A 25,787-nucleotide genomic window follows, 5' to 3' on the forward strand; every position below is an offset into this window, starting at 1 on the left:
ACGATGGCAGAACGGCCGCCGGGTATGTCAAGCGCTGTGCCGATACCGTCACGACCGACGATCAACCGACAGGGGCCGAGTGGGGCACGTATGCTCCGCCGGTGTCCACCAGCCCGCGGGAGCGCGTCCGCGACGCGTGCCCCGGCGTGCTGCGGACCCATCCGGCGGCGGACGGCGCGCTGGCCCGGCTGCGCATCCCCGGCGGAGCCCTCGACGGCGCCGCGGCCCGAATGCTCGCCGCGTGCGCCCGGGACGTCGCCGACGGCCACCTCGAGCTGACCTCCCGCGGAAACGTGCAGCTTCGCGGGCTCGCCGACGGCGCCGCCGCGGTGCTCGCCGCCCGGGCGCGGTCGGTCGGGCTGCTGCCGTCGGCCACCCACGAGCGGATCCGCAACATCGTCGGCTCCCCGCTGTCCGGGCGCGCCGGCAGGGGCGTCCGCGACATCGCCCCGCTCGTCGACGCGCTCGACCGCGGGCTGTGCGCCGACCCGACACTCGCCGAGCTACCTGGCCGCATGCTGTTCGCCGTCGACGACGGCAGCGGCGACCTGGCCGGCCTGCCCGCCGACTTCACCCTGCGGGCCGAGCCGGCGGGGCAGACCCTGCTGCTCGTCGCGGGCGAGGCGGCCGCGCTGCGGCTGGCGCAGAGCGCCGCCATACCCGCGCTGCTCGCCGCCGCCCGGGCCTTCCTCGACCTGCGCGCCGCCGGGGGCGCCGCGACCGCCGCCTGGCGGGTCGCGGAGCTGCCCGCCGGGCGCGACCGCCTGCTCGCCGCAGCCGCAGCCGCAGCCGCAGCCGTCGACGCCTCTGTTGACGCCGACGCCGACGCGCAGGTCCCGCCCGCCGCCGCGCCCGGCGAGGCCGCCGGCTCGCTCGCCGACGACGGCGGACCGCCGGGCGCCCGGCCGGGTCGGCACCGCCAGCGCGACGGCCGGTGGGCGCTGACGGCGCTGGTTCCACTCGGGCGTCTGCACGCCGACCAGCTGGATCTGCTCGCAACGATCGCCGACGCCGACGGTGACGGCCGGGTGGTGGTGACGCCGTGGCGGTCGGTCGTGCTGCGCGACCTCGACGCCGCGGCGGTGGCACCGGTCCTGGCGCGGCTGGCGGCTGCGGGGCTCGTCGTCGACGCGGACTCGGACTGGGTCGGGGTCACGAGCTGCGCCGGGCGGCCGGGCTGCGCCAAGGCGTTCGCCGACGTCCGCCGCGACGCCGGCCGATCGGCGGGGGCGGGTGGTGCCCCGGGCCGGGCCGGTCCGCCGGGCGGCGGCTCACGGCACCGCCGGGATCGGCTGCCCGTGCACTGGTCGGGCTGCGCCCGCCGGTGCGGCCAGCCGGCCGGCGAGGTCGTCGAGGTCGTCGCCGACGCCACCGGTTACCGGGTTCGCCGCGGCGCCGGAAGTGGCGCCCTGATGCCGTGGTCATCGGGCGGCGCACTGCCCGCAGAGGTGGCGGGCGAGGTGTCGGCCGTCGGCTGGGACGCGCTCATCGACGCGGTGGCGGCGCAGCGCTCGGTTGCCCGCGCGGGTCGGGATGGACGGGAGGCTGGCACATGGAGGTGACGGTGGCGGGAACGCCGCGGCCCGACTACGTCCGGGACGGCGCGGAGATCTACCGTCGCTCGTTCGCGACGATCCGCGCCGAGGCGCGCCTCGACGGGCTGCCCGCCGACGTCGCCCGCGTCGCCGTCCGCATGATCCATTCGTGTGGCATGGTCGACCTCGTCGACGACCTGGCCTTCAGCCCGGGGGTGGTCGCCGCGGCGCGGGCGGCCCTGCTGGCCGGCGCGCCGGTGCTGTGCGACGCCCAGATGGTCGCCGCGGGGGTGACCCGCCGTCGGCTGCCCGCCGACAACGACGTGCTGTGCCTGCTCGGCGATCCGCGGGTGCCCGGCCTCGCCGCCGAGCTGGGCACGACCCGCAGCGCCGCGGCGGTCGACCTGTGGGGCGAGCGCCTCGCCGGCGCCGTCGTCGCGATCGGCAACGCCCCGACCGCCCTGTTCCGGCTGCTGGAGCTCGTCGCGGCCGGCGCGCCGCGGCCGGCGGCCGTCCTCGGCATCCCGGTGGGCTTCATCGGCGCGGCCGAGTCGAAGCAGGCGCTCGCCGACGATCCGGCGGGCCTGGAGTTCCTCGTCGTGCACGGCCGGCGCGGCGGCAGCGCGATGGCCGTCGCCGCCGTCAACGCGATCGCGAGCGAGCAGGAGTGAGCGACGCGCGTGAACCGGCGCAGGTCAGCTCGACGGGCCGGCTGTGGGGCGTGGGTGTCGGCCCCGGTGATCCCGAGCTGATGACGCTGCGGGCGGCGCGGCTCATCCACGACGCCGACGTGATCGCCTACCACAGCGCCCGGCACGGTCGCAGCATCGCCCGGTCGATCGCCGCCGCGCACCTGCGCGGCGACCAGATCGAGGAGGCGCTGGTCTACCCGGTCACCACGGAGACGACCAGCCATCCCGGCGGCTACCGGGGGGCGATCGACGAGTTCTACGAGGACTGCGCCAAGCGGCTGGCGGCCCACCTCGACGCCGGCCGGAGCGTCGTCGTCCTCAGCGAGGGCGACCCGTTCTTCTACGGATCGTTCATCCACCTGCACCGCCGTCTCGCCGACCGCTACCCGACCGAGGTCGTGCCCGGCGTGACGTCGCTGTCGGCGGGCTGCGCGGTGCTCGGCCGCCCGCTCGTCGAGGGCAACGAGGTCCTCACCGTCCTGCCGGGCACGCTGGCGCCGCGGACCCTCGCCGAGCGCATCGCCGGCACCGACACCGCGGTCGTGCTCAAGATGGGCCGGACCTTCCCCGGCGTCCGCGAGGCCTTCACCGACGCCGGCCGTCTCGCCGACACCTGGTACGTCGAGCGGGCGACGACCGCCGGCCAGCGGATCGCCCCTCTCGGCGAGGTCGACCCGGCGACCGTGCCCTACTTCTCCCTGGCCGTGCTGCCGAGCCCGGTGCGCGGCCCGGACGATCCGGCACCACTGCGCGCCGGCCAGGCCGAGTGGGTGCCCGCCGGCGCCGCGAGCCGGCCGGCGCCGTCCCCATCCGCCCCCGCCGGGACCACCGACCGCACCGCGCCGGCGGCCGAGGAGCCCGCGGTGGAGCGGTCCACGGTGGAGCGGTCAACGGTGGAGCGGTCCGCGGGCGAGGTCGTCGTGGTCGGGCTCGGCCCGGGCGCGCAGGACTGGTTGACCCCGCAGGCCGCCGCCGCGCTGGCCGCCGCCGACGACCTCATCGGCTACGGCCCCTACCTCGACCGGGTGCCCGCCACGCCGCGCCAGCGCCGGCACCCGTCGGGCAACACGGTCGAGGCGGAACGCGCCGAGCTCGCCCTGGAACTGGCCGCCGCCGGCGCGAGCGTCGCGGTGGTGTCCTCCGGCGACCCCGGCGTCTTCGCGATGGCGACCGCCGTCGTCGAGGCCGCGGCGCAGCGGCGGTTCGCCCACGTCGACGTGCGGGTCGTGCCCGGGCTGACCGCCGCCCAGGCGGTGGCGAGCCGGGTCGGCGCGCCGCTCGGCCACGACTTCTGCGTGCTGTCGCTGTCCGACCGGCTCAAGCCGTGGGAGGTCATCGAGCGGCGGCTGCGCGCCGCCGCAGCGGCCGACCTCGTCCTCGCGATCTACAACCCGGCGTCGCGGACCCGGCGCGAGCAGCTCGAACGGGCCCGCGCGGCGCTGCTGGAGCACCGCGCCCCGGACACCCCGGTGGTGATCGGCCGTGACGTCGGCGGCCCCACGGAGACCGTCACCGTGACGACCCTCGGCGACCTGGACCCGGCCGGTGTCGACATGCGCTGCCTGCTGCTCGTCGGCTCCTCGACGACGCGGATCGTCCACCGCGACACCGGCCGCGACCTCGTCTTCACCCCCCGCCGCTACCCGGCACCGTGAGATGCGGGGTGCGGAAGAAACAGTAGTGATCTTCCCGCCGGCCGGTTCCGCGGAACCGGCTCTGCAGCCGGGACGAAACCCGACGCGCGACGAACCCCAGCCAGATCTGACCCACGCCGTTACGGCACAGGAGGTGTCCGTGCTGTCACGGCACCGGCGACAGAGCCCGCGCCCGCGTGGCGAGAGGTGGCAAGGTCGGTCAGCCAACGTGTTGCGGGGGCGATGTCGGAGACGACCGGGAATCCGGACGGTGGGGGCGGACGGTCGACCATGAGGACGGGCAGGCCGAGGTCGCGGGCGGCGGTGAGCTTGGCGGCGGTCATCGCGCCGCCGCTGTCCTTGGTCACGAGGACGTCGATGGCGTGGCGGCGCAGCAGCGCGGTCTCGCCGGCCACGTCGAACGGGCCCCGGTCGAGGATCACCTCGAGCCGCGGGGGCAGCGGGCCGGTGGGGGGCTCGACGCAGCGCGCCAGGAACCAGGGGCGGTGCAGGCCGGCGAACAGCGCGAGGTCGCTGCGACCGGTGGTCAGGAACACCCGCGGGCCGGGGTCGGTCGCCGCGCCGCGCCGGAGCGGGACGAACCGGTCGATCAGGTCCGTCAGAGCGGGCAGGGACGGGACCCGGCGCCAGTCGTCGCCGGGCTGGGCCAGCCAGCCGGGGCGACGCAGGACCAGCAGCGGCACGCCGGTGGCCGCAGCGGCCGTCGCGGCGGAGGCGGTCATGCGGGCGGCGAACGGGTGGGTGGCGTCGACCACGGCGTCGATCCGTTCGCAGCGCAGATGCTCGGCGAGGCCGGCCGGACCACCGAACCCGCCGATGCGGACCCGGCAGGACGGCGGCACCCGCGGCTCGCGCACCCGTCCGGCCAGGGAGTAGACGACGTCGAACCCGCCGGCCTCGGTCAGGGCGAGGGCCAGCCGGCGGGCCTCGCCGGTGCCCCCCAGCAGCAGCACCCGCAGTGGCACAGATGCCGCCGCGCGCTGCGGTCCTGCCGCCGGGTCGTCGCCGGCCGTACCGGGCGGCGCGGATCGGGCGGGGTCGGTGCCGGTCACCGTGGTTCGGCGGGGTCCAGCTCGCCGGGTACCGAGGACCAGCCCGTGGCGGGGGCCGGCTGGCAGCCGTCGGGGGCGAAGCGCTGCGGTGAGTAGAGGAAGCTGTCGCGGAAGCCCGCGGCGGCCAGCGCCCGACCGACGATGATGACCGCGGTCTTCGTGAGGCCGGCCGCCCGGGACTGCGCGGCGATGTCGGCGAGCGTGCCGCGCAGCACCACCTCGTCGGACCGGCTGGCCCACGCGACCACGGCCGCCGGGCAGTCCGGGCCGTAGCTGGGCACGAGCTCCTCGACCAGCGTCTCGATGCGGTGCACGGCCAGGTGCAGTACGAGCGTCGCCCGGGACCGGCCGAGCGTCGCCAGATCCTCGCCGGGCGGCATCGGGCTGGACAGCACGGCCGTGCGCGTCAGCACGACGCTCTGGGCGACGCCGGGAACCGTCAGCTCCCGGCGTAGCGACGCGGCGGCGGCGGCGAACGCGGGAACGCCGGGGGTGACGTCGTAGGGGACGCCGGCCGCGTCCAGCCGCCGCATCTGCTCGGCCAGGGCGCTGTAGAGGGACGGATCGCCGGAGTGCAGGCGGGCGACGTCCTGGCCGGCGGCGTCGGCGGCGCACAGCTCGGCCGTGATCGCGTCGAGGGTCATCCGGGCCGTGTCGACGAGACGCGCGCCGGGCGGGCAGTGGGACAGCAGGTCGGCGGGGACGAGGCTGCCGGCGTACAGGCAGACCGGGCAGGCGGCGATCAGGTCCCGCCCGCGCACGGTGATGAGGTCGGCGGCACCCGGCCCCGCCCCGATGAAGTGCACGGTCATCCGCGCTCGCCGCCCCGGGCCCGGCGGCCGGCCGCCGCGGGGGGACGGGCACCGGCGGCGGTGGGCGTGGGAGCGTGGCCCGCGGTGCCTGCGGGTCGTCGCAGGGTGCTCGGCACGACGGGCAACGCTAGCAGGCTGGCCGGGGCGGATCCCCGGATCGTCGCAAGCGGCGTCCAGGTCAGCCGTGGACACGCCAGACGATCCCGGATTCACTACTCAGAGTAATATCTCTGATACAAAAGGCGGGTGATGGTGCCCGGGTCCGGGATCCCCCGTAGCTGGTCCGCGCCGGGGCCGCACGGCCGCCGCACCCTGCACCGCAGCCCGGTGCTCTGGGTGCCGTTGGCGCTGGCCAGCCTGGCGCCCTGGCTCGTCGAGGCGTCCACCGTCCCGTCCGACACCACCCGGGTGAAGCTGCGCTCGGTGGCATTCATGATCCAGAGTGTCGCCTCGCTCGCTCTGATCGGCGCGCGCTACGGGCGTTCGGCCGGGCTGAGTCAGATCCGCGTCGGGCCCTGGTATCTGCTGTGGACCGGAGTCTCGCTCGGCCTGATGACCATGACCTGGCATGCATCGCTGCTCGGCGCCAGATCGCAGATCGACAGTGCGGCCGTGGCCCGGGCGCTCGCGGTGGCCAGCGTCGCACTGCTCTGCTGGACGGCTGGATACCTGCTCGGCCCGGGTGCCGACGCGCTGGCAGTGGCACGGGGGCTTGCGACGGCGGCCGTGCGCGGCGCGGAGTTCCGGGTGCGCAACGCCGCGGTGCCCTGGGTGCTGTGTGGGATCTCCGTCGTCGCCCGTGGCCTCCAGATCGCCCTCGGTCAGTACGCCTACCTCGGCGACGCATCCGCGTTGGTCAGCAGCTCCAGCGCCTACGCGCAGCCCCTCACCCAGCTGGGCAGCTGCGGCCTGCTCGGGTTGCTCGTCGCGGCGGTCGCGCTGGCCCGTGAGGGTGGGCGTCGCTGGACCCTGACGTTCGACGTGCTGCTCGCCGTCGAACTCGCCTTCGCCCTCGTCGGGGGGATGAAAGGCGTGTTCGTGACGACCGTCGGCGCGACGTTCGTGACCTTCGCGGTGGCCCGCGGACGGCTGCCCGTGCGGTGGATCGTCGTCGCAACCGCGCTGCTGCTGCTGGTGATCGTGCCCTACAACGCCGCCTACCGGACCCAGGTTCGCAGCACGGCCGGCCCCATGAGCGGGCGGGCGGCGGTGCTGCTCGCGCCGTCGGTGCTGGCGCACTCCGTCACCGGGGCCGTCGGCACCCTCACCAGGGCCGTCGGCACCGTCACCGACGCCATCAGCACGGGCGCTGCCGGCACCGGCGGGGTCACCTCCGCCTCCGACTCGGCCGACTCGGCCGACTCGGCCGACTCGGCCGACTCGGCCGACTCGGGGGAGTCGAGCTGGCGGTATCTGGCCGATCGGACCGGGGCCGTGGACAGCCTCGCCATCGTCCTGGCGAGGACCCCGGACACCGTCCCGTACCACAGCGCGTCCGAGTTGTTGTTCTCCCCGGTCCGCACGCTGATCCCGCGGGCGCTCTGGCCGGGCAAGCCGCTGCGGATCACCGGGTATGACTTCAAGCAGGAGTATCTCGCCGGCGACGCTCGGGTGTACTCGTCCGCCGCCGTCTCGCCGCAGGCCGACCTGTACCGCTACGGTGGCCTGCTGCCGCTGCTGATCGGTATGACGCTGCTCGGAGCTGGTTACCGCCTCGTCGACGAGGCCTGGCATCCGGCCGTCGACCTGCGCTACGTCGTCCTGTTCGGCCCGCTCCTGCCCAGGATGCTGGGTTCCGAGACCAGTGTTGTGGATCTGCTCGCCGCCCTGCCGATCCAGCTCGCCGTGCTGTTCGCCGTCGCCACGTACGCCTTCGGCGGGGCCGACTCGGGGCCGCGGCGCCCGGGTGGTCGGCCAGGGGCGGGCGTCCGCGGGACCGGGGCGAGACCCCGACCGGATCCCCCGCCGGCCACCGCACCAGAGGCGACGAGCCGGCCGACGATCAAAGTGGCACCTCCCGGCCGTCGCTGACACGGCCCACCAGCAGCCCTGACGCGGCGGAGCCGTGGATCCCGGGCGGTATCCTCAGCACCGGCCGGGCCCGCCTGGACGGGCTCACCCCGGGCGTGGTGCCGGCCACGCCGGGTCGGTCGTCTCCGCTCGGCTGCCCGGCGTCGCCGCTCGGTTCCCCGGCGTCGCCGGACCTGCCGGCGCTGGCCGTCGCGGCTCGGCGGGTGCGCAGGGCCCGAGCCGCCTGCTGCCACAGCAGCAGCGCCACGCCCAGGGTGAGCGCGCCGCGGGCGCTGATCGTGTACAGCACGAGGCCGCCCTCGTACTGCAGGATGCCGGCGACGAGGGCGAGCAGCCCCAGTAGCGCCGCCGGATGGCGTCGGCGCCACAGTGCGCCCTCCGCGCGGGCCAGCAGCAGGCCGCCCAGCCCGGCGAGTAGGACCATCCAGACCGGTCCGCCGATCGGCAGCAGCTCGCCGAGCTGGGTGGGGATCCGGTCGAAGGCGCTGGTGATGCCGTAGGTGCCGGACAGGCGGACCTTCAGCGAACGCGACTCCAGGGCGGTGCTCAGCTTGCCGGGGGCGAGGAAACGCGGGATGGCGATCATCGCATCGTCGCGCAGTGTTACCGGGCCGATCGGCGGTGATCCGGTGCGGAGCTGGTGCAGGATGATCGACGGGTAGGAGTTGCCGTCCAGGCGGACCCCCAGGTCGCCGACGCCGCGCCGGCTGATTCCCCGCTCCGGTTGGGCGAGCGCGCCGCCCAGCGCCGCGACCCGTTCGCCGACGCCGGCCCCGGCGCCGAACGCCTGCCGGCCGGCGTCGGCTCGTGCGCCGTGGATGACGAGGTAGGACAGCAGGATCAGGCCGCTCACCCAGGCCAGTTGCCGGCCTCGCACGGGGATCCCGGTCACGGCGAGCAGGTACAGCACGACCGCCACCGAGATCGCCACCGGCAGCCGCTGACCGGCGAGGGTGTGCAGGGTGCACTGGACGGTCAGCACCAGGACGAGCCAGCGTCCGCGCGTGCGCACCAACACCGCGAAGCTGGCCAGCGCGAGGCCGACGACGAGGAACTGCGTCGCGAACCCGCCGGCGAGGTACTGCCCGCCCGACTCGGCCCCGGGGTCCGGCCCGGCCGTCGTCGCCGCTCGCCCGGCGGCGGTCACGGCGACCGCGGCCACGGCGAAGACGACCAGGAACCGCCAGTCGTAGAAATCCGGAACGCCGGCCCGAAAGGATGCCCGGTCCGGCGCTTCGCGGGTCGCGACCCGATAGGTACCGGCGAAGAAAAGAAGGGCGACGCCGACCAGAATCGCATAGACCGCGACGTCCGAATCGGTCGTCAGCAGCCGGTTGTCGCTGTATACCGGCGCGACGGCCTGGAGAACCTCGGTCGCGCCGTGATAGATGACGGCGATGCCGACGAAAAGCAGCCCGAGACTTCTTTTCGCCTGCTGCCACCGCCGGTACACGAGGAGACCGACGGCGAGCCCCTGCAGCAGCAGGCCCAGGGCGAGCGCAGCCGACACCGATGACCTCTCATCCCCGTTCGCGAGCCTTTCCGGCGAAACCTGACGCCATGCGTCCCGGACGCCGCCCCGAGGTGGTCCGCCGGACCTCGACGAAGGTAGCCGTCGGACACTCCCGGAATGGCGCGGTGGCCGAAGGTCCGGTTTTCGGCGAGTCGGTACAAGGCTCAGGTCGTGCCGGCGGCGCGGTCCACCCGCTGCGACGAGACGTGGGTCGCTCGGCTCCGTTGAAGCGGATTACCAGCCCGATCTGGGTGGTTCGCCCGAAATATTCACCATGCCGTCGATGTGGCCATCCTGGGGTGTCGCGCGGCCGGCTCCGGGATACGCTGGGACGCGTGGACCGGGTCGCCGCGCGTGCCGCGCTCCAACAGCGCAGGGCGGAACTCTACCGGGCGGCCGACGATCTCTTCGCCGATCTCGGCCTGGCCGAGATCTCGCTTCGCGACATCGGGGCCCACGCCGGGGTGGAACCGGTGGAGTCGGTCCGGGACTATCTTGCCGGCACCGTGGAGGGCGAGGTGTGGGAGGTGCCGCTCTCCGTGCTCGTCGACGAATTCTTCCGGGTCATCAACAGCGCGGTGGCGACAGCGGGCCCGTCGGCGGTGGAAAGACTGTCGGCGCTCGTCCGCGGCACCATGAGCTACTACCTTCGTTATCAGACGACCGCATTGTTGCTCCGTTATCGGACGATCATGCGGGTGGGGGAGCGGTTCTCGATCGGCGAGCAGGTGGTCGAGCGCGGCGCCAGCCAGCTTTTCGGCGAGATCATCCAACAGGGGGTGCGGGAGGGCGTGTTCCGCACGCCCTACCCGGCCGACGCGCGGCGCAGCATCGAGGCGGCCGGCACGGCCGCGCTGGAGTGGTACGACCGCACCGGCCCCGTCCAGCCCGACGAGCTGATCGAGCGCTACGTGCGCCTCTCGCTGGCCACCGTCGAGTTCACCGACCTGCGCTGAGCGAGCTTCGGGCTCCGGTCCGCGCCCAGCCGAGGGTCATGATCTCGGGAGCGGATCGCTGGGCCGGAACCTCGACGATGCGCTCGCCCGTCCGGTCGGGCATGATCAGCGGGATCGGCTCGCGGACGGGCATCGGCGCGTCCCCCCGCACCACGACCGTCGCGGCGAGCAGCTCGTCGAGGGCGGGCGCCGCCGCCGGATTCCCGGCGGCCGGTCCGGTGAAGACCGCGCAGAGGAACCAGCGCGAGCCGTCGATGCCGACGATGCGGGCGGGGATCGGACCCGATTCGACGTCGATCGGCAGGTACAGCTCGGGGCCGCGCGGCCCGGGCCGGCAGGCGTCCGGGTCGTCCGGCGCCGCCGCGGCGAGCAGGTCCGCGCGGATCTCGGCCCACAGTTGCTGTCCTCGCGGTGCGGCCAGCACGGACAGCTCCAGGGCGGAGGAGCCGTCGGTCGCGACCAACGCCGGCACCGGCCCGTCGAGTGACAGCCGCAGCCAGGTACCCGTCACGCGGGGAATCAGCAGCGCGCCGAAGTCCGCCCGCTGTCGGCCGTCATCGGGCCGGGTGGCGATGTCGTAAGGTCCCGCGACGTCCGTAGGTCCCGGGGCGTCCGCAGGTCCCGGGGCGTCCGCGTTGTCGACGGAGCCCGGGCGAGGCCCGGTCGGCGGGTCGGCGTCCCCGCGCGTGGCGTCGATCCGGCCGGACGCGCCCGCTCGCGCGGCCTCGCGTCGTCCATCGCGCCTGTGTCGTCCACCGCGCATGAGTCGCCCACCGAGCACCGCCGACCACCTCCTGTCCGAAGCTTGTAGTGATCGGAGCGTGACGTCGGGTAGGCGCGCCGGGATTCTCGTGGGAACGCCGCGCCCCTGCGCCGGCTTCGCCGCAGGCGTGGTCCATCGCCATAAAAATCCGGAAAGGTGCATCCGGCCGGCCCGGATCTGCCAACCTCGGCGTGTGCTCTCGACCTCCGGTCCGCCGCGCTCCATCGAGGACCTGCGGCGTCTCGAACGCCAGGCGGCGCCGCTGCGGTTCCGGTACTTCTGGGGCCAGCGTCAGGCCGTCGCGGACGGCACGGGAGCGGGTTGCCTGAGCCTGCGCTGGCCGGCCCGCTTCGCGGTCGACGGGGTCGACTACCCCAGCGCGCAGCACTACGTGCTGGCGCGCAAGGCCGGGCTGTTCGGCGACCAGGCCGCCGCGGAGGCGGTGCTCGCGCTGCCCGCGCCGATCTCGCTGGCCGCCGTCGGCCGGCGGATCCGCGGCTTCGACGAGGCGGTGTGGGACCGTCACCGCTACGCCGTCGCCCTCGCCGCGAACTCCGCGAAGTTCGCCCAGAACGCCATCCTGCGCACCTACCTCGCCGGCACCGCCGGCCTCGTCCTCGCCGACATCAGCCCGCGGGACCGGGTGTGGGGGATCGGCTGCGACCGCGACGACGATCGGGCCGGCCGGCCGAGCGCCTGGCCCGGGCGCAACCTGCTCGGCTTCGCCCTGATGGAGGTCAGGGACGCCCTGCTGGCGGCGGCCACGGCGAGGTGACCTGCCCCGAACGGCGTGACCTGCCGGCCTAAATCGCGTAACGGGATGGTCGAAACGCGGTGAGTCCGGGACCATCGGAGGCGTGTCAGTTCCCAACCAGAAAGCGTCGCTGCCCAAGTCCTGGACGGTCTCCGAGTCGCTGAGCGGGGGGATGAAGCTCCCGTTCGTCGTCGGCCTCGACGATTCGGACACCCCCTACGATGTCGTCGACGCGCTCGCGCTCGCTCCCTTCACGACCGGTGAACAGCCGTGGGCCCGCAGTGCGCGGGTGGATCGGCTCCGCCCCGGAGCGACCCTGTTGCCTTCCGGAGCGCGGGTGCTGCGCTCCGTCGTGGAAGAGTCCCGTGACTCCCGGCTGGCCGTGGGGGAGGGCTGGACGGTGCGGTCCGTGCGCTGGCGCGGTGGCGGCGGCGAGGTCACCGTGACGGCGGTCAGCGAGCAGCTCGCCCGGGGTGTGCTCGAGGATGTCCTGCGTTCGTCCGCGGCCGAGACCGGCTCGGACAGCTCCGTCAGCATGGGGTTCTGGTACCTGTCCGGCCAGCGTGGGCCGATCCGGACCAGCCGGCGGACCGCGACGACGAGGTGGTCGTCGATCCGGGACAACTACGCCTCGGCGGCCCGGGACTCCCTCGACAAGCTCATGGCGATCCGCCGCGACAACGTGATCGGCCGGCTGATCCTGCTGCACGGGCCGGCCGGGACGGGCAAGACGACGGTGCTGCGCGCGCTGGCCAACGAGTGGCGCTCCTGGTGCCAGGTCGACTGCGTGCTCGACCCGGAGTCCCTGTTCGCCGACCCGGCCTACCTGATGGAGGTCGCGATCGGCTTCGACGACGACGGCGACCCCGACAGCGACTCCGCCGACGCCGACCACTCCGACGCCGCCGGCCACGCTGCCGGCGTCGGTGACGCCGCGGGCGTCGGTGGCTTCGACACCGCCGCGGACGGTGCCGTCGGCGGCGGGCAGGACGGCGAGGGTGACCGAATGGGCCAACCCGCCGTGCGCCGCTGGCGGCTGCTGGTGATCGAGGACTGCGACGAGCTGATCCGCGGGGACGGTCGCGGCGCCGCCGGACAGCAGCTGTCCCGGCTGCTCAACCTCACCGACGGGCTCGTCGGCCAGGGCCGGGAGGTGCTCGTCGCTTTGACGACCAACGAGGACCTGTTCCGGCTGCATCCCGCGGTGGTGCGCCCGGGCCGGTGCCTGGCCCAGATCGAGGTGGGCGCCCTGCCCCACGCCGAGGCCGTCTCCTGGCTCGGCTCGACCGACGGGGTCGGCTCGACGATGACGCTCGCGGAGCTGTTCGCCCTGCGCGACGGCCGCGGTCTGCCCCGCCCGAGCGGCGGTGACACCCGCCACGGCCTCTACCTGTGATCGGACCGGGGGTGTCAGGCCGCCCGGCGTGGCACCCCCGGTGTACCAGGGCCCGTCCCGGTCAGGTCCGCCGGGCCTGGTCCGCGTGGACCAGGCGGCGCAGGGCGGCGCGGGCGAGCGGTGCGTAGGCCAACAGGACGGGCAGGGGTCCACGCAGCCGCAGCCAGGTGGAGGTACCGCCGTCCAGACAGGGCTCGACGCCGTGGTCGAGGGTGAGGTGCAGCGGGCCGAGCGTCACCCGCCAGGACCAGGTGCGGGCCAGTTCGTCGACGGCGGTGACGACGAAGCCGGCCGCCGGCGGTAGGAAGGACCGCACCTCACCGGTCATCCCGGGATGGATCCGGGTCTCCCCTCCGTCGACGCGTACGCCCACGACCTGCGGCGCCCACGCCGGCCAGCGGTCCGGCTCGGCGTAACGCCTCCAGCTCTCCGTCACCGGCGCCGGCCCCGACGCCTGGAGGAACAGCGTGGCCATGGCAGGCAACGTTAGTGTGCCGGCAGGCGTCCTTCACGGTGAGCGCCGCAGATCGCGGCACCCGACGGGCCGGATCGTACCGAGCTACCCGCCGAATCCGGGTACCACCGCTAAGGTAAGCCGCAGTGGGGTCAACCGGTGCATTTCGGGTCGGCGGCGGGTGGTGCCGGTATCGGCGCGTCCGATTGCGCGGCCGGCGTGCCCGTATGCGGCGGCCGCGCAATCGGAGCGGTCGCGGCCGTCTCGGGTTGGAACGCGCCGACCTGGGGAAACGTCGCATTTGGCAACCTTGTGTTCAGCTTTGTGGGGAGTGATTGTGACGGCGGTGCGCAGCGGATCCATCGCCGGGCAGCGGTCCGCCGAGGTGCGCCGCGCCTCGGCGATGCCGGTCCTGGCCAGCCGGGTGGATGCCACCGGCGAGCAGGCCCGGCGCAACGCCGAGGGGCACTGGCACGCCGTGACCGATCTGCAGGAGCGCCTGGCAGTCGCGGCCGTCGGCGGTTCGCAGCAGGCCCGGGCGCGGCATGTCGCCCGCGGCAAGCTGCTGCCCCGGGACCGCGTCGACACGTTGCTCGACCGCGGCAGTCCCTTCCTGGAGCTGTCCCCGCTCGCCGCGAACGGGCTGTACGACGACCCGGTGCCGGGGGCGGGCATCATCACCGGGATCGGCCGGATCGCCGGCCGGGAATGTGTGGTCGTCGCCAACGACGCCACCGTGAAGGGCGGCACCTATTACCCGCTGACGGTGAAGAAGCACCTGCGCGCCCAGGAGGTGGCGCTGCACAACCGGCTGCCCTGTGTCTATCTGGTGGACTCCGGCGGCGCCTTCCTTCCCCTGCAGGATCAGGTGTTTCCGGACCGGGAGCATTTCGGGCGCATCTTCTTCAACCAGGCGCGGATGTCGTCGCTGGGCATCGCCCAGATCGCCGCGGTGCTGGGGTCCTGCACGGCCGGCGGCGCCTACGTCCCGGCGATGGCGGACGAGGCGGTCATCGTCCGCGACCAGGGGACGATCTTCCTGGGCGGCCCGCCGCTGGTGAAGGCCGCGACCGGGGAGGTGGTGACGGCCGAGGAGCTCGGCGGCGGCCTGCTGCACGCGCGCACCTCGGGGGTGACCGACCACCTGGCCGAGGACGACGCGCACGCCCTGCGGATCGTCCGGTCGATCGTGGCGAACCTGGCGCCGCGTGCCCCCCGGCCGTGGACGGTCGAGCCCACCGAGGAGCCCGCCGTGGACCCGGCCGGCCTTTATGCGGCGGTGCCGACGGACTCGCGGACGCCGTATGACGTGCGGGAGGTGATCGCGCGGATCGTGGACGGGAGTCGGTTCGCGGAGTTCAAGCGGGAGTACGGGTCGACGTTGGTGACCGGCACGGCGCGGTTGCATGGTCATCCGGTGGGGATCGTGGCGAACAACGGGGTGTTGTTCGGGGAGTCGGCGTTGAAGGGGGCGCATTTCATCGAGTTGTGTGACCAGCGGGGGATTCCGTTGGTGTTCCTGCAGAACATCTCGGGGTTCATGGTGGGGCGGGAGTACGAGGCGGGTGGTATTGCGAAGCACGGGGCGAAGATGGTGACGGCGGTGGCGTGTGCGCGGGTGCCGAAGTTCACGGTGGTGATCGGGGGTAGTTTCGGTGCGGGGAACTACTCGATGTGTGGGCGGGCGTATTCGCCGCGGTTTCTGTGGATGTGGCCGAACGCGCGGATCTCGGTGATGGGTGGGGAGCAGGCCGCAGCGGTGCTCGCCACCGTCCGCCGGGACCAGGTCGCGGCGGCCGGCGTCGACTGGAGCGACGCGGACGAGGCCGCGTTCCGCGGGCCGGTCCTGGACCGTTACGCGGAGCAGGGTAGCCCCTACTACTCGACGGCACGGCTCTGGGACGACGGAGTCATCGACCCCGCCGACACCCGTATGGTGCTGGGTCTGGGGCTGTCGGTGGCCGCGAACGCCTCGCTGGAGCCGGTCCGCTACGGCGTGTTTCGGATGTGAACGAAGAGGCGAGGACGTGGTCGGCCGGTGGGCGAGGGGACTACAGACGTGAGGATCAAGGGTGTCAGCCGCTGACCCGTCGACCTGGAACCACGCGGGCGCCGTCGCGACCGGTCCGGCCCCCGCACAGCGCCGCGCCGGACCGGGCCCGTCCACCCGGGGCGCCGGACTGCCGGGGCTGGCGTTCTCGTCCGTGCTCGTCGCCAACCGCGGGGAGATCGCCGTCCGGATCATCCGCACCCTGCGCGATCTCGGCATCCGCTCGATCGCCGTGTACTCGGACGCGGACGCCGGCGCCCGCCACGTCCGCGAGGCCGACGTCGCGGTGCGCCTGGGGCCCACGCCGGCCCGGGAAAGCTACCTGGACATCGACGCGATCGTCGAGGCCGCGCAGGCCTGTGGGGCGCAGGCCGTCCATCCCGGCTACGGCTTCCTCGCCGAGAACGCCGCCTTCGTCCGGGCCTGCGAGAACGCCGGCCTGTTCTTCATCGGCCCGTCGGTCGCCGCCGTCGAGGTGATGGGTGACAAGATCGTTGCGCGGCGGACCGTCGCCGAGGTCGGCGTGGCCGTGGTGCCGGGCCGGTCGTCGCCCGCCATGACCGACGACGCCATCACCGAGGCCGCGGGCCAGCTCGGCTACCCGGTCCTGGTCAAGCCGTCGGCCGGCGGCGGCGGCAAGGGCATGCGGGTCGTGCGCGCACCGGGGGAGATGGCCGCCGCCCTCGCCTCGGCCCGCCGGGAGGCCAGCGCCGCCTTCGGTGACGACACCCTGTTCGTGGAACGGCTCATCGCCCGTCCCCGCCACGTCGAGGTGCAGGTCCTCGCCGACACCCACGGCACCGTGCTGCACCTGGGGGAACGCGAGTGCAGCCTGCAGCGGCGCCACCAGAAGATCGTCGAGGAGGCGCCCTCGCCGCTGCTCGACGCGCGTACCCGGGAACGGCTCGGTGCCGCGGCCGTCGCGGTGGCCGGCGCCGTCGGCTACGTCGGCGCCGGCACGGTCGAGTTCATCCTGTCCGCCGACGCGCCCGACGAGTTCTACTTCATGGAGATGAACACCCGCCTGCAGGTGGAGCACGCGGTGACCGAACTGGTCACCGGGGTGGACCTGGTCGCCGAGCAGATCCGGATCGCGGCCGGCGAGCCGCTGCGCTTCGCTCAGGCCGACGTCCGCCTCACCGGCCACGCCATGGAGGCCCGCGTCTACGCGGAGGACCCCGCACGCGGCTTCCTGCCGACCGGCGGGGTCGTCCTCGCCTTTCGCGAGCCCGCGGGGCAGGCCATCCGCGTCGACGCCGGTATCGCCGCCGGCGACACCGTCGGCACTGCCTACGACCCGATGCTCGCCAAGATCATCGCCTGGGGGCCCGACCGGCCGGCCGCGATCGCCCGGCTCGACGCCGCGCTCGCCGCCACCGTGCTGCTCGGCGTGACCACCAACATCGGCTTTCTGCGCGCGCTGCTCGGCCATCCCGACGTCGTCGCCGGCCGCCTTGACACCGGTCTGGTCGAACGCGACCTCGTCGCGCTCACCGTCGACGAGCTGCCCGGCGAGGCCATCCTCGGCTACGCCCTGGCCCGGCTGCTCGCGCTGCAGCCGGTCGGCCCGCTCATCGACCCCTGGGACATCCCCTCCGGCTGGCGCCCCGGCGAGCCCGCGTGGCTGAGCTGGGACGTGCTCATCCCGGGTCGCGGTTCCCACCCGGGCGGCGGCACTGATCTGGTTGGCGGCACTGATCTGGCTGGTGGCACAGATGTGGCTGGTGGCACAGATGTGGCTGGTGGCACCGATCTGGCTGGCGGGTCGGGCCCGGTCGGTGGCGCCGCTGCTGGCGGGTTCGGCCCGGCTGGCGGCGCCGCTGCTGGGGGCGGCCCCGGCGAGGTCCTGGCGGGCGGCGGTGCCGCCGGTGGTGGCCCTGGCGGTGGTGGCTTCGCGGGTAACGGCTCTGTCGGCGGTGGCATCGTCGTCGACGGTGCAGCGCCGGGACCCGGCGCAGGTCGGCTTCTCGCTGGAGCCGTGCCGGCCGTCCCGGTGGGGGAGGGTGATCCGGCGGCGTTGAGGCCGACCGGCGGTGGCGCCCAACCCGGTGGCGCCGCGGCCAATGGCGCCGTGCCCGGTGGAGTCGCGCCGGGAGGTGTCGTGCCCGGTGGTGCCGCGCCGGGAGGCGTCGAGCCCGGCGGTGCCGTGGCCGGGCCGCGGGCGGCGACCGTGCGGGTCAGCGCCCGGGGCACGCCGGGCGCCGCGCGGGTCCGCCTCGCCGACGGGCCACCGGTCGCCGCGTCGGTTCGCCAGATCGGCGACGATCTGCTGGTCACGATCGGTTCGGTCACCACCCGCTGGGCGTTCGCGTGGGCGGCCACCGAGGGTGAGCAGGGTCCGGCGGATCCCCTGCACTCCGCCCCGGCCGGGGCCGGGGCCCGCGGACTGAACGCCGCCACGGGCGGACCCTCCCCCGCCGGGGAGCTGCTCTGGCTGGGGCGGGAGGGACGGGCCTGGGAGTTGGCCGAAGCGGTGCCCGTGGCCGGAGCGGAGGTGGCCTCGGCCGCGGGCGGCCAGGCGCGCAGCCCCATGCCGGGCACGGTGATCGCCGTCCTCGTCGAGCCGGGCATGTCCGTCACCGACGGGCAGTCGCTGGTCGTCGTCGAGGCGATGAAGATGGAGCATCCCGTCTCGGCGCCGACCGCCGGAGTCGTCGCCACGGTACTGGTCCGCCCCGGCGACCTCGTCGCTGTCGACCAGGTTCTGGCGGTCGTCTCGGCGTCACCGGATTCCCCCGATCCGTCCGCCGCGATTCCCTGACCGCTGGAACGACTTCGGACCTGCTCGTTCAGCCTGCCCGGCGCCCGGTGCGTTCGTCGCCGTCGCGCAGAGCGGTCATCCGGTCGACGAGCGTTGCGCGGGCCTCGTCCTCACCGAGCCCGACGAGGTCCACCGACGCGACGAGGCCCAGCCAGCCCGGCGGATCGCAGTGCTCGACCCGGATCGTGACCAGCCGGCTGCCACGGGCCGTGGTCGTCGCCGGAAAGGCCTCCCGCCACTCGGCGCTGCGCTGCACCTCGCGCAGATAGGCGGGGGAGAGCACGACGAGCGTTCGCGGCGCCTGGGCGACGGCGTCCGCCAGGGAGACGGCGGTGCCCGACCCGAGGTCTTCGTCCGCGCCGCCAGGGCTGCCGTGATCATCGTGGTTGGGGTCGTCGGGGCCGTCGGAGCCGGCGTCATCGGGGTCGGTGTCATCGAGGTCGGGGTGCGGCAGGACTCGCCAGCCCGCCGCCTCGAGATGCCAGCTGATCCAGTCCGCCCACGCGGCATCGGCCCGGGCATGGGAGAGGAGCAGGTCGACCGAGGATCCGCCGGCACGCGCGCTGCCCGCGACGCCGTCCGCGCTGGGCGGGGATGAGCGGAATCCGCCGATGGCGGCGCCCTCGGGTCCGCCGTTCGCGGTGCGGGCGACCGGCGGTTCGGGGGTTGGCGGGGCGGCCCCGTCCGCGGCGGCCCGCGGCACGCTGTGCTGCCCCCGATCGATGTTCTCCGGGGCGCAGGGCTGGCGGCGGGAACGCCCGTTACCAGCGTTGCCCGGGTCGGCGTTGTCCGGGTCGGCTGGCTGCGCCTGGCCTGGTAGGTCGAGGGTGTGTCGGTCGGGGCCGGTCGGGGCCGGGCTGGGCTGGTCGGGGCTGGGCCGGCCGAGGGTGTGCTGGTCGAGGGTGTGCTGGTCGAGGGTGTGCTGGTCGAGGGTGTGCTGGTCGAGGGTGTGCTGGTCGAGGAAGGCGGCGGCGGCGTTCGCGGCGAGGCGCAGGAACCAGCCTCGGTCCTCCTCGCGGGTCGACGTCCGGCCGAGACAGGTCAGGGCGCAGGCCAGCAGGGACAGCGGTAGCTGGTCGCGCCACTGCTCGACCAGGTCGGCCGCTCGGGCCCACCGCTGCCCGGCGGCGCGGACCCGGTCGATGAACAGCCACAGCCACTGGGGCAGCAGGGCCCCGTCGAGGTCCGGGTCGAGCAGCACATCGATCGTGGCGGTGCGCTGGGCCGGGGAGAGTTCGACGAGCGTCCGGGCGAGGACGTGCAGCACGAGATGGGTGGGATCGCGGGTGAGCACGGCGTCGGCGGCGTAGCGCGACAGGTCGATGAGTTGGAAGGCCGCGTTCGCGTCGCGCAGGTCGGTCGGGATGAGGATGTTCTCGACGTGCAGGTCCCCGTGGGCGCGGCCGACGAACGTGGGCAGCCGCAGGCCTGCCGTCCGACTGGAGTCCAGGACCAGCGCGAACGGGTTGGGCAGGGGGTGGTCCTCCGCCTCGACGGTGATGGTGGGCCCGGGATGCGCGGCGGCGAGGCGGTGCAGCCGGCTGCCGGGGGCCAGCCGGTCGCCGAGCTGGCGGCCGAGGATGGTCGGCACGTCCATCGACGGCAGGTGCGTCCGTCCCGCCCAGTCGGTGAGAACGGATCCGACGACCGCGGCGCTGACGTCGGCGAAGGCGGCGGCGGCGTTGGCGGCCGGCCGGGGGAAGGCGGGCTGGGGGCCCCAGGACCGGGTCGGCCCCGCCCCGCGGACCGGGCGGGGCGGATGCAGGACGGCGTCCAGCACCGTGTGCAGGGTGATCGGGTCGCGCAGGCTGCCGCCGGCCACCCGCTGGAAGACGAACCAGCGCCCGTCGCCGACCGGGACGGGCTGGTGGACGGGCTGGGTGAGGTGGTTCCGGGCGAAGTCCCGGGATTCGGTCAATGCGCGGCGGTGGCGGGCGAACTCGCCGGGTTGGGGATCCTCCGCGGTGCCCGGCGCCCGGTCCAGCTTCATGATCAGCTGGCGGGCGCCCTCGTGGGGGTCCTCCGCGAGGACGGCGGCGACCAGCGCCGCGGACCGACCGCCGATGAGCCAGCGGACCAGCCGCATGGTGGTTTCGGTCTGGGAGCACCACTGCCGCAGCGCGGTCACGGCGGCGTCGTCCAGCTCGGTCTGCAGTGGCTCGTCCAGCCAACGGGAGGACACCATGACTCCTGGGAACACGTGTTCGCGGATTACGGGATTGCTTCCTGGTGACGCGCCGAGAATACCGCCCGGATTCTCGGTCGCCGCCCCGCGATCGGCGACAGGTCAGTTTTTGGCGCTCATCACGGACGTCCCCGCTGGCCGTTTTTCCGGCGACGGGTGACAGCGGTGGAAGCCAGCCGTGACGGCGGGACAACCGGGCGTGTGGGGTCGGCTCACGTGACCGCCCGCCGTATACGACGGGTTCCCGGTCGGCCGTGATGGTTACCGGCCGCCTCTTCCTGGCGGCCGTCCTTCCGAACTTGTTCGCAACATCGAACCGTCGTGTACGACGTTGTACGGATTTGCCGCCCGGGTCTTTTCGAGCAGTCCGGCACGCGGTTGTCTGGAGCCGCCGAAGGGTCGCTGCCGCCGCAGCCGCATGATCTGCACCTCCGCGGCACCGGAGGTGGCTGGTCGACGGCCGCGCCCTCGGTTCGCCGCCGGAGCGGACCTGCCTTCGGGGGGAGGCCCGCTCCGGCGGTCGGCGTCGACGGTCGCCGCGGCCGCGCTGCGGCGACCGGGTCGATGTTCGCCGTCGCCGCGGACCTTGCAGCGAGACGTCCGGCCGGGACATTGCCAGGCCGGGACACTGCCACGACCCGCGGTCTTCTTCGGTAGCGCCCGTGAACCCGGCGAATGATCGGCGGCGCGTATCGAAGCGGTCACCTTACTGCAATAAGCCTCGGCTCGTCGCCACTTCCGGTGGGACGCACGCGAGGTGTTGCGGCGCGCACTCGCCGCTGTCTGTACGACCTTGTACGGCGATGCGCGACCGCCTTTCCTCGCTGTCCCCAATGGGTTTTCCTCGACAGGCTGCGATCGCCCGTGAGCGCAGTGCTCGGGGGACGCGAGAAACGGTCGTGAGGTCGGATGGGAAGCCGTGCCGCCGGATCGCCGGCGGGCCGGGCAGGGACGGCGCGGCGGTGCCGGCCCACGGCCGGCCGCCTGGCGGACGTCCGGGCGCTGACCCGGCCGGGAACCGCGCTGGCGGACGCCGTCCCGTTCGCCGCCGGCGGCCTCGCGGTGGCGGATCCGCGGGTCGGTGCGGTGCTACTGCTCGTCCTCGCCGGGGTGCTGGTGTCGGTGTGCGGTCGCCTGCTCGACGCGGTCGCCGGGCTCGACGCCGATCGGATCAACCCGGTGCGCCGGGACGGTCCCCTCGTCCAGGGCAGGGTCGCACCCGGCTGGGCCACCGGCTGGGCGGTGCTGGCCGGGACTGCGGTGCTGGGCGGCGGCTGGCTGTGGGCGGCGTCCCTGCCCGCCCGGATCGGCTTCGTGGCGCTCATCGGCCTGCGGGCCTGGCTGGCCCTGTCCCGAGGGCGGTCGCGGTTCGGCCCACCGCTGCGCCGCCCGCTGGTCGCCGCCACGCTCGCCGGCGGGCTGCCGCTGGGCGTCGCCGCCACCGGGGGCGAGGTGGGCGTGGGCGCGGGCGTGCTCACCGCGGGATTCGGCCTCGCGGTGATCGTCGCCGGTTGGACGGTCACCGACCTGCGTGATCTGCCGATCGACCGGGTCTGCGGGCGACGCACGCCGGCGCTGGCCACCGGCGTGCACCTGCGCCGACCTCGCGGTTTCGTCTTCCCGCGGCGGTATGTCGCGATCGTGCTCACCGCGCAGGTCGGGATCGTCGCCGTCGTGTCCACGGTGGGCGGGCTCGCCCTCGCCGCCGCCGCCGCCGCCGACGCCGCCGCCGACGTCGACGGCGCCCCCACGCTGTCGGCGGCCGTGCCCCGAGGGCCGGCCGCGCTCGCCCCGGTGACGCCCGGGCCCTCCGATGGCCACGTCTGCCTGGCCGGCCGAGGGCTCGCCGCGGCCGCGGCCGTCCTCGCCGCGCTGGTCGCCACCGCCGGGCTGATCCGGCTGGTCCGGTCGGGCGCCCCGGGCCTCGATCCGATCCGGTCACCCCGTCCCCGCGGCGGCGGCTTCATCCTGGCGAACCTGCTCGCCTGCCAGCTTGCGAGCGTCGCCTGGCTGCTGACCGAGCCGTCCGGGCTGCCGTTGTGGGCCCTGCTGCCCGCCCTCGGCGGCTGGGCGGTCGGCCTGCCGGTGCGGTTGCTGGCCGAGCGGAACGGCGGCGGGTTCCCATCGGTGCGCGCGGCCGGCACCCCGCAGCTCCCGGCGCTGCCCGCCGGCTCGACCGCGGCCGCGTCCGCCCCGGCCGGGGCGCGTCAGGACGACGGTGAGCGGCCGACGAGCCGCTGAAGCCGCCGGGTGGTCCCGTGCTCCGGGCCCAGCACCCGCAGGCTGCGCCGGTACGCGTCCGCCACGTCGGCGCGCCGCGCGGCGAGCCGGCCGAGCTCCTGCTCGATCTCGCCGTGCAGGCAGATCGCCGCCAGCGTGCGGGGATGATCGGGGCCCAGGACGCGCCGGCAGACCGCCACCAGCTCGGCGGCCCGGCCCGCGGCCCGGGCATGCTCGCCGCGACGGTGGTCGAGCCGAGCGAGGTGGTAGCGGGTCACGAGGGTCGCCGGATGCTCGGGTCCGAGCGTGTCGACCCGATCGGTCCACACGGCGCTCAGCAGGTCTTCGGCCGCAGTCCACTGCTGCTCGTCGACGAGCATGTCCGCGACGTTGTTACGGGTGGTGAGGGTGTCGCGGTGACGGTGGCCGAGGACCCGTTCCCGGCTGGTGAGCGTTCGCCTGAGCCACCCGAGCGCCTCGGGGTGGTGGCCCGACTCGCGCAGGGTGCGGCCCAGGTAGTGCTGCGTCGTCAGGGTGTCGGGGTGCTCCGCGCCCAGGACCCTGGCCCGGTCGTCGAGGACGGCCCGCAGCCCCTCCTCCGCGTCGCCGGGCCGGCCCTGCGCGGCGCGCACCCGGTACAGGTCGTGGGCGGCGGACAGCACGTCGGCGTGGTCGTCGCCGAACAGCTGCCGCCCGGTGCGCAGCACGCCCTCGTAGGCCTCGGCGGCCTCGGCGAGGCGTCCGGTCGCGCGCAGGAAGCGGGCGGCGACGGTGGCGGGTACCAGCAGCTCCGGCGGCAGCCGCCCCTCGGTCAACGCCGGCAGTCCCCACCGGTGCCGGGCGCGCAGCATCGCCAGGCCCGCGTCCGCGTGCCCGGCGAGCATCGTCCAGTGGGGCCAGGTCTCGGGGTCGCGCGGGTCGAGCCGCCGGGCGGCGTGGACCAGCAACGCGGTGATCGTCTCCAGGTAGTCCTCGACCCGACCGGAGACGTGCGCGGCCCGGCCGAAGCTGTCCCGCACCAGGGGATGCAACCAGATCCGGTGCGCGGTGTCCGCCTCGCCGGGCGCCGACGCGTCGGCCCGGGCCGCCGGGCCGGCTGACCTGGTCGGGTCGAGGGTGTGCTCGATCAGGCCCTGGCCGGCGAGAGCCCGGACCAACCCCCACAGCTCGGTCGCCGTCAGGGCGCCGAACAGGGGCGAGGCGGTGAGCACCTCGGCGTTGACAAGCACGTCGACGGGGATCGGATCGCCGCCGAGGCAGGCGAACAGGGTCAGCAGCTGCTGGGCCCGGTCGTGCCCGCGCAGGGCGAGCAGGTTCAGCGAGAGATCCCAGGTCGGCCCGACGAGCTCGCGCTCCCGACGCCGGCCGGGCATCCCCGCCGCCGCCCCGCCGCTCAGGCCCGTGCCGGGGTCAGCCCGGGTGTGGGGATCGGTCGGAGTGCGGACGTCCGGCGGCGTGGCCGGGGGCTGCGGGCGCGGATGCGGGGCCGCGGACCGTGGGTTCGCTGCCGCGAAGTCCGGCAGCAGCGACCACGGCCCACCGGTACGCAGGAACTGTTCGTACGCCGGATAGGTCCGGGGGATGACCGCGCCGCCGAAGCCCGGCGGCATCCGCCGCGCCTCGGCCAGGAACTGGCCGGCGAGCGAGAGCGCCAAGGGCAGGCCGCCGAGGCGGCGGCCGAGGCTCTGCGCGGCCTGCGCGGACCCCGGGCCGTCACCGGCGAGGTCGAGCAGCGCCTGGCCGGCGTCGCGGTCGGTGAGGGGCGCGAGCCGGTGCAGGCGTAGCCAGGGCGGGACCCGATCCCCGGCGGAGCCGAGCGACCAGGCCGCGCCGTCGCGGGTGGTCACCACGACCATCCCCTGCGCCCCGGTGACGGGGCGCAGCCAACCGGTTCCGTCAAGTACATCGCCCGCCGACGGGCCCAGGTCGTCGGCGGGATTGTCGGCGTTGTCGACGACCAGCAACCATGGTTGGTCGAGGGCACCGAGCAGCCGCCAGACCAGGTCGGGCAGGCTTGCCCGGCGCAGTTGATGATGGGTGGCGCCAAGCTCGACGGCGAGCGCCCCCATCGCCGCGGGCACCGCGCCGGGACGGGTGGCGCTGATCCACCAGGTCCGCACGCCGCGATCGAGCGCGGCCGCGGCGAGGGCGAGCGCCACGGTGCTCTTGCCGATCCCGCCGAGCCCGTGCAGGACGTGCACCCGCCCGCGAACCCGCGTGTCGTTGCCCGACCCCGCCAGCCCCGCCGGTCTACCTGGCCCGACCGGCCCAACCGGCCTCGTCGGCCCCTCCCCGGTGGCATGACCGGCGGCGGGGAGCCGTCCGGTCAGCAGGGTGAGGATCTCCTCGCGGCCGCGCACGGCCGGCAGCCGGTCCAGCCGGGCCACGGGTGGTGCGATCGTCAGGGCGGCCGCGTGCTCGTCGCCGCGGACCCGGTCGACGGGCCCCCGCGGGGAACCATGCTCGTCGAGCCTCCGGGCGGCGAGGTCGCCGAGACCCCACCCGCCACGGGCGGCGTCCCGCTCTGGGGCGTCGCGCTCGGTGGCGTCGCGATCGGTGGTGCCCCGCTCGTCGTCGGGCGAGCCCCGGCGGGTGCGCCGGATCCGGCTCCAGGTCTCGACCCAGCGGCGCAGCTCGACGGGGTCGGTGACCCCGCAGGTGCGCAGCATGTTCTCGACGAGGTTCGCCGGCTTCAGCCCCGGCAGGTGCGATCCGCCGAAGTAGCCGCCGACGGTGCTGGGCGGGACGTTCACCCTGCGGGCGACGTCGCGCACGCTGAGCCCCGCCCGCTCCCGGACGACCGTCAGTACACGTCCGAACTCCGCGCAGGTGGTGACGGCGGTCAGGTCGAACTCGTCGGACACGCGCGAACCTCGGTGCAGGGCGGTGAGCGGGGCGGATCGTGATGCAGTGCGCCAATCTTGCCGTGGTCGGTCGATGGCGGATAGACCGCCGGCC

At 74.8% G+C, this 25,787-nt stretch carries 16 protein-coding genes and 1 pseudogene; 10 read left to right on the plus strand and 7 right to left on the minus strand.

Features of this window, described 5'->3' with window-relative positions; genetic code table 11:
- Positions 1-101 precede the first annotated feature (101 nt).
- The 3 genes and pseudogenes from FRAAL_RS35775 to FRAAL_RS10210 all read left to right on the plus strand — a co-directional run bounded on the left by FRAAL_RS35775 (position 102) and on the right by FRAAL_RS10210 (position 3,882).
- Positions 102-1,562: a ferredoxin-like domain-containing protein gene (locus FRAAL_RS35775; protein ID WP_050997352.1), complete on the plus strand. Its 1,461-nt coding sequence runs from the start codon at positions 102-104 to the stop codon at positions 1,560-1,562.
- Between the two features lie 8 nt (positions 1,563-1,570).
- A pseudogene (locus tag FRAAL_RS10205) lies at positions 1,571-2,206 on the plus strand (precorrin-8X methylmutase); the annotation flags it as partial.
- Entirely contained in the window at positions 2,203-3,882 is a 1,680-nt protein-coding gene (locus FRAAL_RS10210; RefSeq protein ID WP_011603497.1) for a precorrin-2 C(20)-methyltransferase, read from the plus strand. The pseudogene FRAAL_RS10205 and the gene FRAAL_RS10210, both read left to right, overlap by 4 nt.
- Positions 3,883-4,001: 119 nt before the next feature.
- On the opposite strand, the gene FRAAL_RS10215 is transcribed toward FRAAL_RS10210, so the two are convergent.
- Together FRAAL_RS10215 and cobM are read right to left on the minus strand one after the other, a co-directional pair.
- Positions 4,002-4,835 (minus strand): cobalt-precorrin-6A reductase, encoded by an 834-nt coding sequence (locus tag FRAAL_RS10215; protein WP_011603498.1) that lies wholly within the window; start codon positions 4,833-4,835, stop codon positions 4,002-4,004.
- 95 nt (positions 4,836-4,930) lie between these two features.
- On the minus strand, positions 4,931-5,746 hold the full coding sequence (gene cobM, locus FRAAL_RS10220; protein ID WP_041939107.1) for a precorrin-4 C(11)-methyltransferase: 816 nt from the start codon (positions 5,744-5,746) through the stop codon (positions 4,931-4,933).
- A gap of 249 nt (positions 5,747-5,995) precedes the next feature.
- Here cobM and FRAAL_RS35780 point away from each other — a divergent pair, with 249 nt between their 5' ends.
- A complete protein-coding gene (locus FRAAL_RS35780; RefSeq protein WP_050997062.1) occupies positions 5,996-7,777 on the plus strand; it encodes a DUF8712 domain-containing protein in 1,782 nt (593 codons plus the stop codon).
- On the opposite strand, the gene FRAAL_RS10230 is transcribed toward FRAAL_RS35780, so the two are convergent.
- Positions 7,749-9,287, minus strand: coding sequence for a hypothetical protein (locus FRAAL_RS10230; RefSeq protein WP_011603501.1), 1,539 nt, complete (start codon positions 9,285-9,287; stop codon positions 7,749-7,751). The two genes, FRAAL_RS35780 and FRAAL_RS10230, sit on opposite strands and share 29 nt — an antisense overlap.
- 338 nt (positions 9,288-9,625) lie before the next feature.
- On the opposite strand from FRAAL_RS10230, the gene FRAAL_RS10235 reads away from it, so the two are divergent.
- Positions 9,626-10,246, plus strand: coding sequence for a TetR-type transcription factor C-terminal domain-containing protein (locus FRAAL_RS10235; protein WP_011603502.1), 621 nt, complete (start codon positions 9,626-9,628; stop codon positions 10,244-10,246).
- Here FRAAL_RS10235 and FRAAL_RS30320 read toward each other — a convergent pair.
- A complete protein-coding gene (locus tag FRAAL_RS30320) occupies positions 10,230-11,234 on the minus strand; it encodes a DUF3710 domain-containing protein (RefSeq protein ID WP_308205977.1) in 1,005 nt (334 codons plus the stop codon). The two genes, FRAAL_RS10235 and FRAAL_RS30320, sit on opposite strands and share 17 nt — an antisense overlap.
- Here FRAAL_RS30320 and ybiA point away from each other — a divergent pair.
- Entirely contained in the window at positions 11,203-11,784 is a 582-nt protein-coding gene (gene ybiA / locus FRAAL_RS10245; RefSeq protein ID WP_011603504.1) for a riboflavin biosynthesis intermediates N-glycosidase, read from the plus strand. The genes FRAAL_RS30320 and ybiA overlap by 32 nt on opposite strands.
- 82 nt (positions 11,785-11,866) lie before the next feature.
- The gene (locus tag FRAAL_RS10250) at positions 11,867-13,159 is read left to right on the plus strand and encodes a DUF5925 domain-containing protein (protein ID WP_011603505.1); all 1,293 of its coding nucleotides are present in this window, start codon (positions 11,867-11,869) and stop codon (positions 13,157-13,159) included.
- Positions 13,160-13,220: 61 nt separating this feature from the next.
- Here FRAAL_RS10250 and FRAAL_RS10255 read toward each other — a convergent pair whose 3' ends face one another.
- Positions 13,221-13,634 carry an SRPBCC family protein gene (locus FRAAL_RS10255; protein WP_041939108.1) on the minus strand — a complete coding sequence of 138 codons (414 nt, stop codon included), beginning with the start codon at positions 13,632-13,634 and terminating at the stop codon, positions 13,221-13,223.
- A 382-nt stretch (positions 13,635-14,016) separates the two neighbouring features.
- Here FRAAL_RS10255 and FRAAL_RS10260 point away from each other — a divergent pair, with 382 nt between their 5' ends.
- Positions 14,017-15,624, plus strand: a complete 1,608-nt coding sequence (locus tag FRAAL_RS10260; RefSeq protein WP_041940366.1) for a carboxyl transferase domain-containing protein — start codon at positions 14,017-14,019, stop codon at positions 15,622-15,624.
- A gap of 61 nt (positions 15,625-15,685) precedes the next feature.
- On the plus strand, positions 15,686-18,424 hold the full coding sequence (locus FRAAL_RS33960; protein WP_011603508.1) for an ATP-binding protein: 2,739 nt from the start codon (positions 15,686-15,688) through the stop codon (positions 18,422-18,424).
- A gap of 28 nt (positions 18,425-18,452) precedes the next feature.
- Here FRAAL_RS33960 and FRAAL_RS10270 read toward each other — a convergent pair whose 3' ends face one another.
- Positions 18,453-20,609: a toll/interleukin-1 receptor domain-containing protein gene (locus tag FRAAL_RS10270; protein WP_231861601.1), complete on the minus strand. Its 2,157-nt coding sequence runs from the start codon at positions 20,607-20,609 to the stop codon at positions 18,453-18,455.
- A gap of 909 nt (positions 20,610-21,518) precedes the next feature.
- On the opposite strand from FRAAL_RS10270, the gene FRAAL_RS10275 reads away from it, so the two are divergent.
- Positions 21,519-22,850: a UbiA family prenyltransferase gene (locus FRAAL_RS10275; protein ID WP_011603510.1), complete on the plus strand. Its 1,332-nt coding sequence runs from the start codon at positions 21,519-21,521 to the stop codon at positions 22,848-22,850.
- On the opposite strand, the gene FRAAL_RS10280 is transcribed toward FRAAL_RS10275, so the two are convergent.
- Complete coding sequence (locus tag FRAAL_RS10280) at positions 22,817-25,693, minus strand: helix-turn-helix transcriptional regulator (RefSeq protein ID WP_011603511.1); 2,877 nt, start codon at positions 25,691-25,693, stop codon at positions 22,817-22,819. The two genes, FRAAL_RS10275 and FRAAL_RS10280, sit on opposite strands and share 34 nt — an antisense overlap.
- Positions 25,694-25,787: the final 94 nt, after the last annotated feature.

Source organism: Frankia alni ACN14a, assembly GCF_000058485.1.
GTDB classification, from domain to species: Bacteria; Actinomycetota; Actinomycetes; order Frankiales; family Frankiaceae; genus Frankia; species Frankia alni.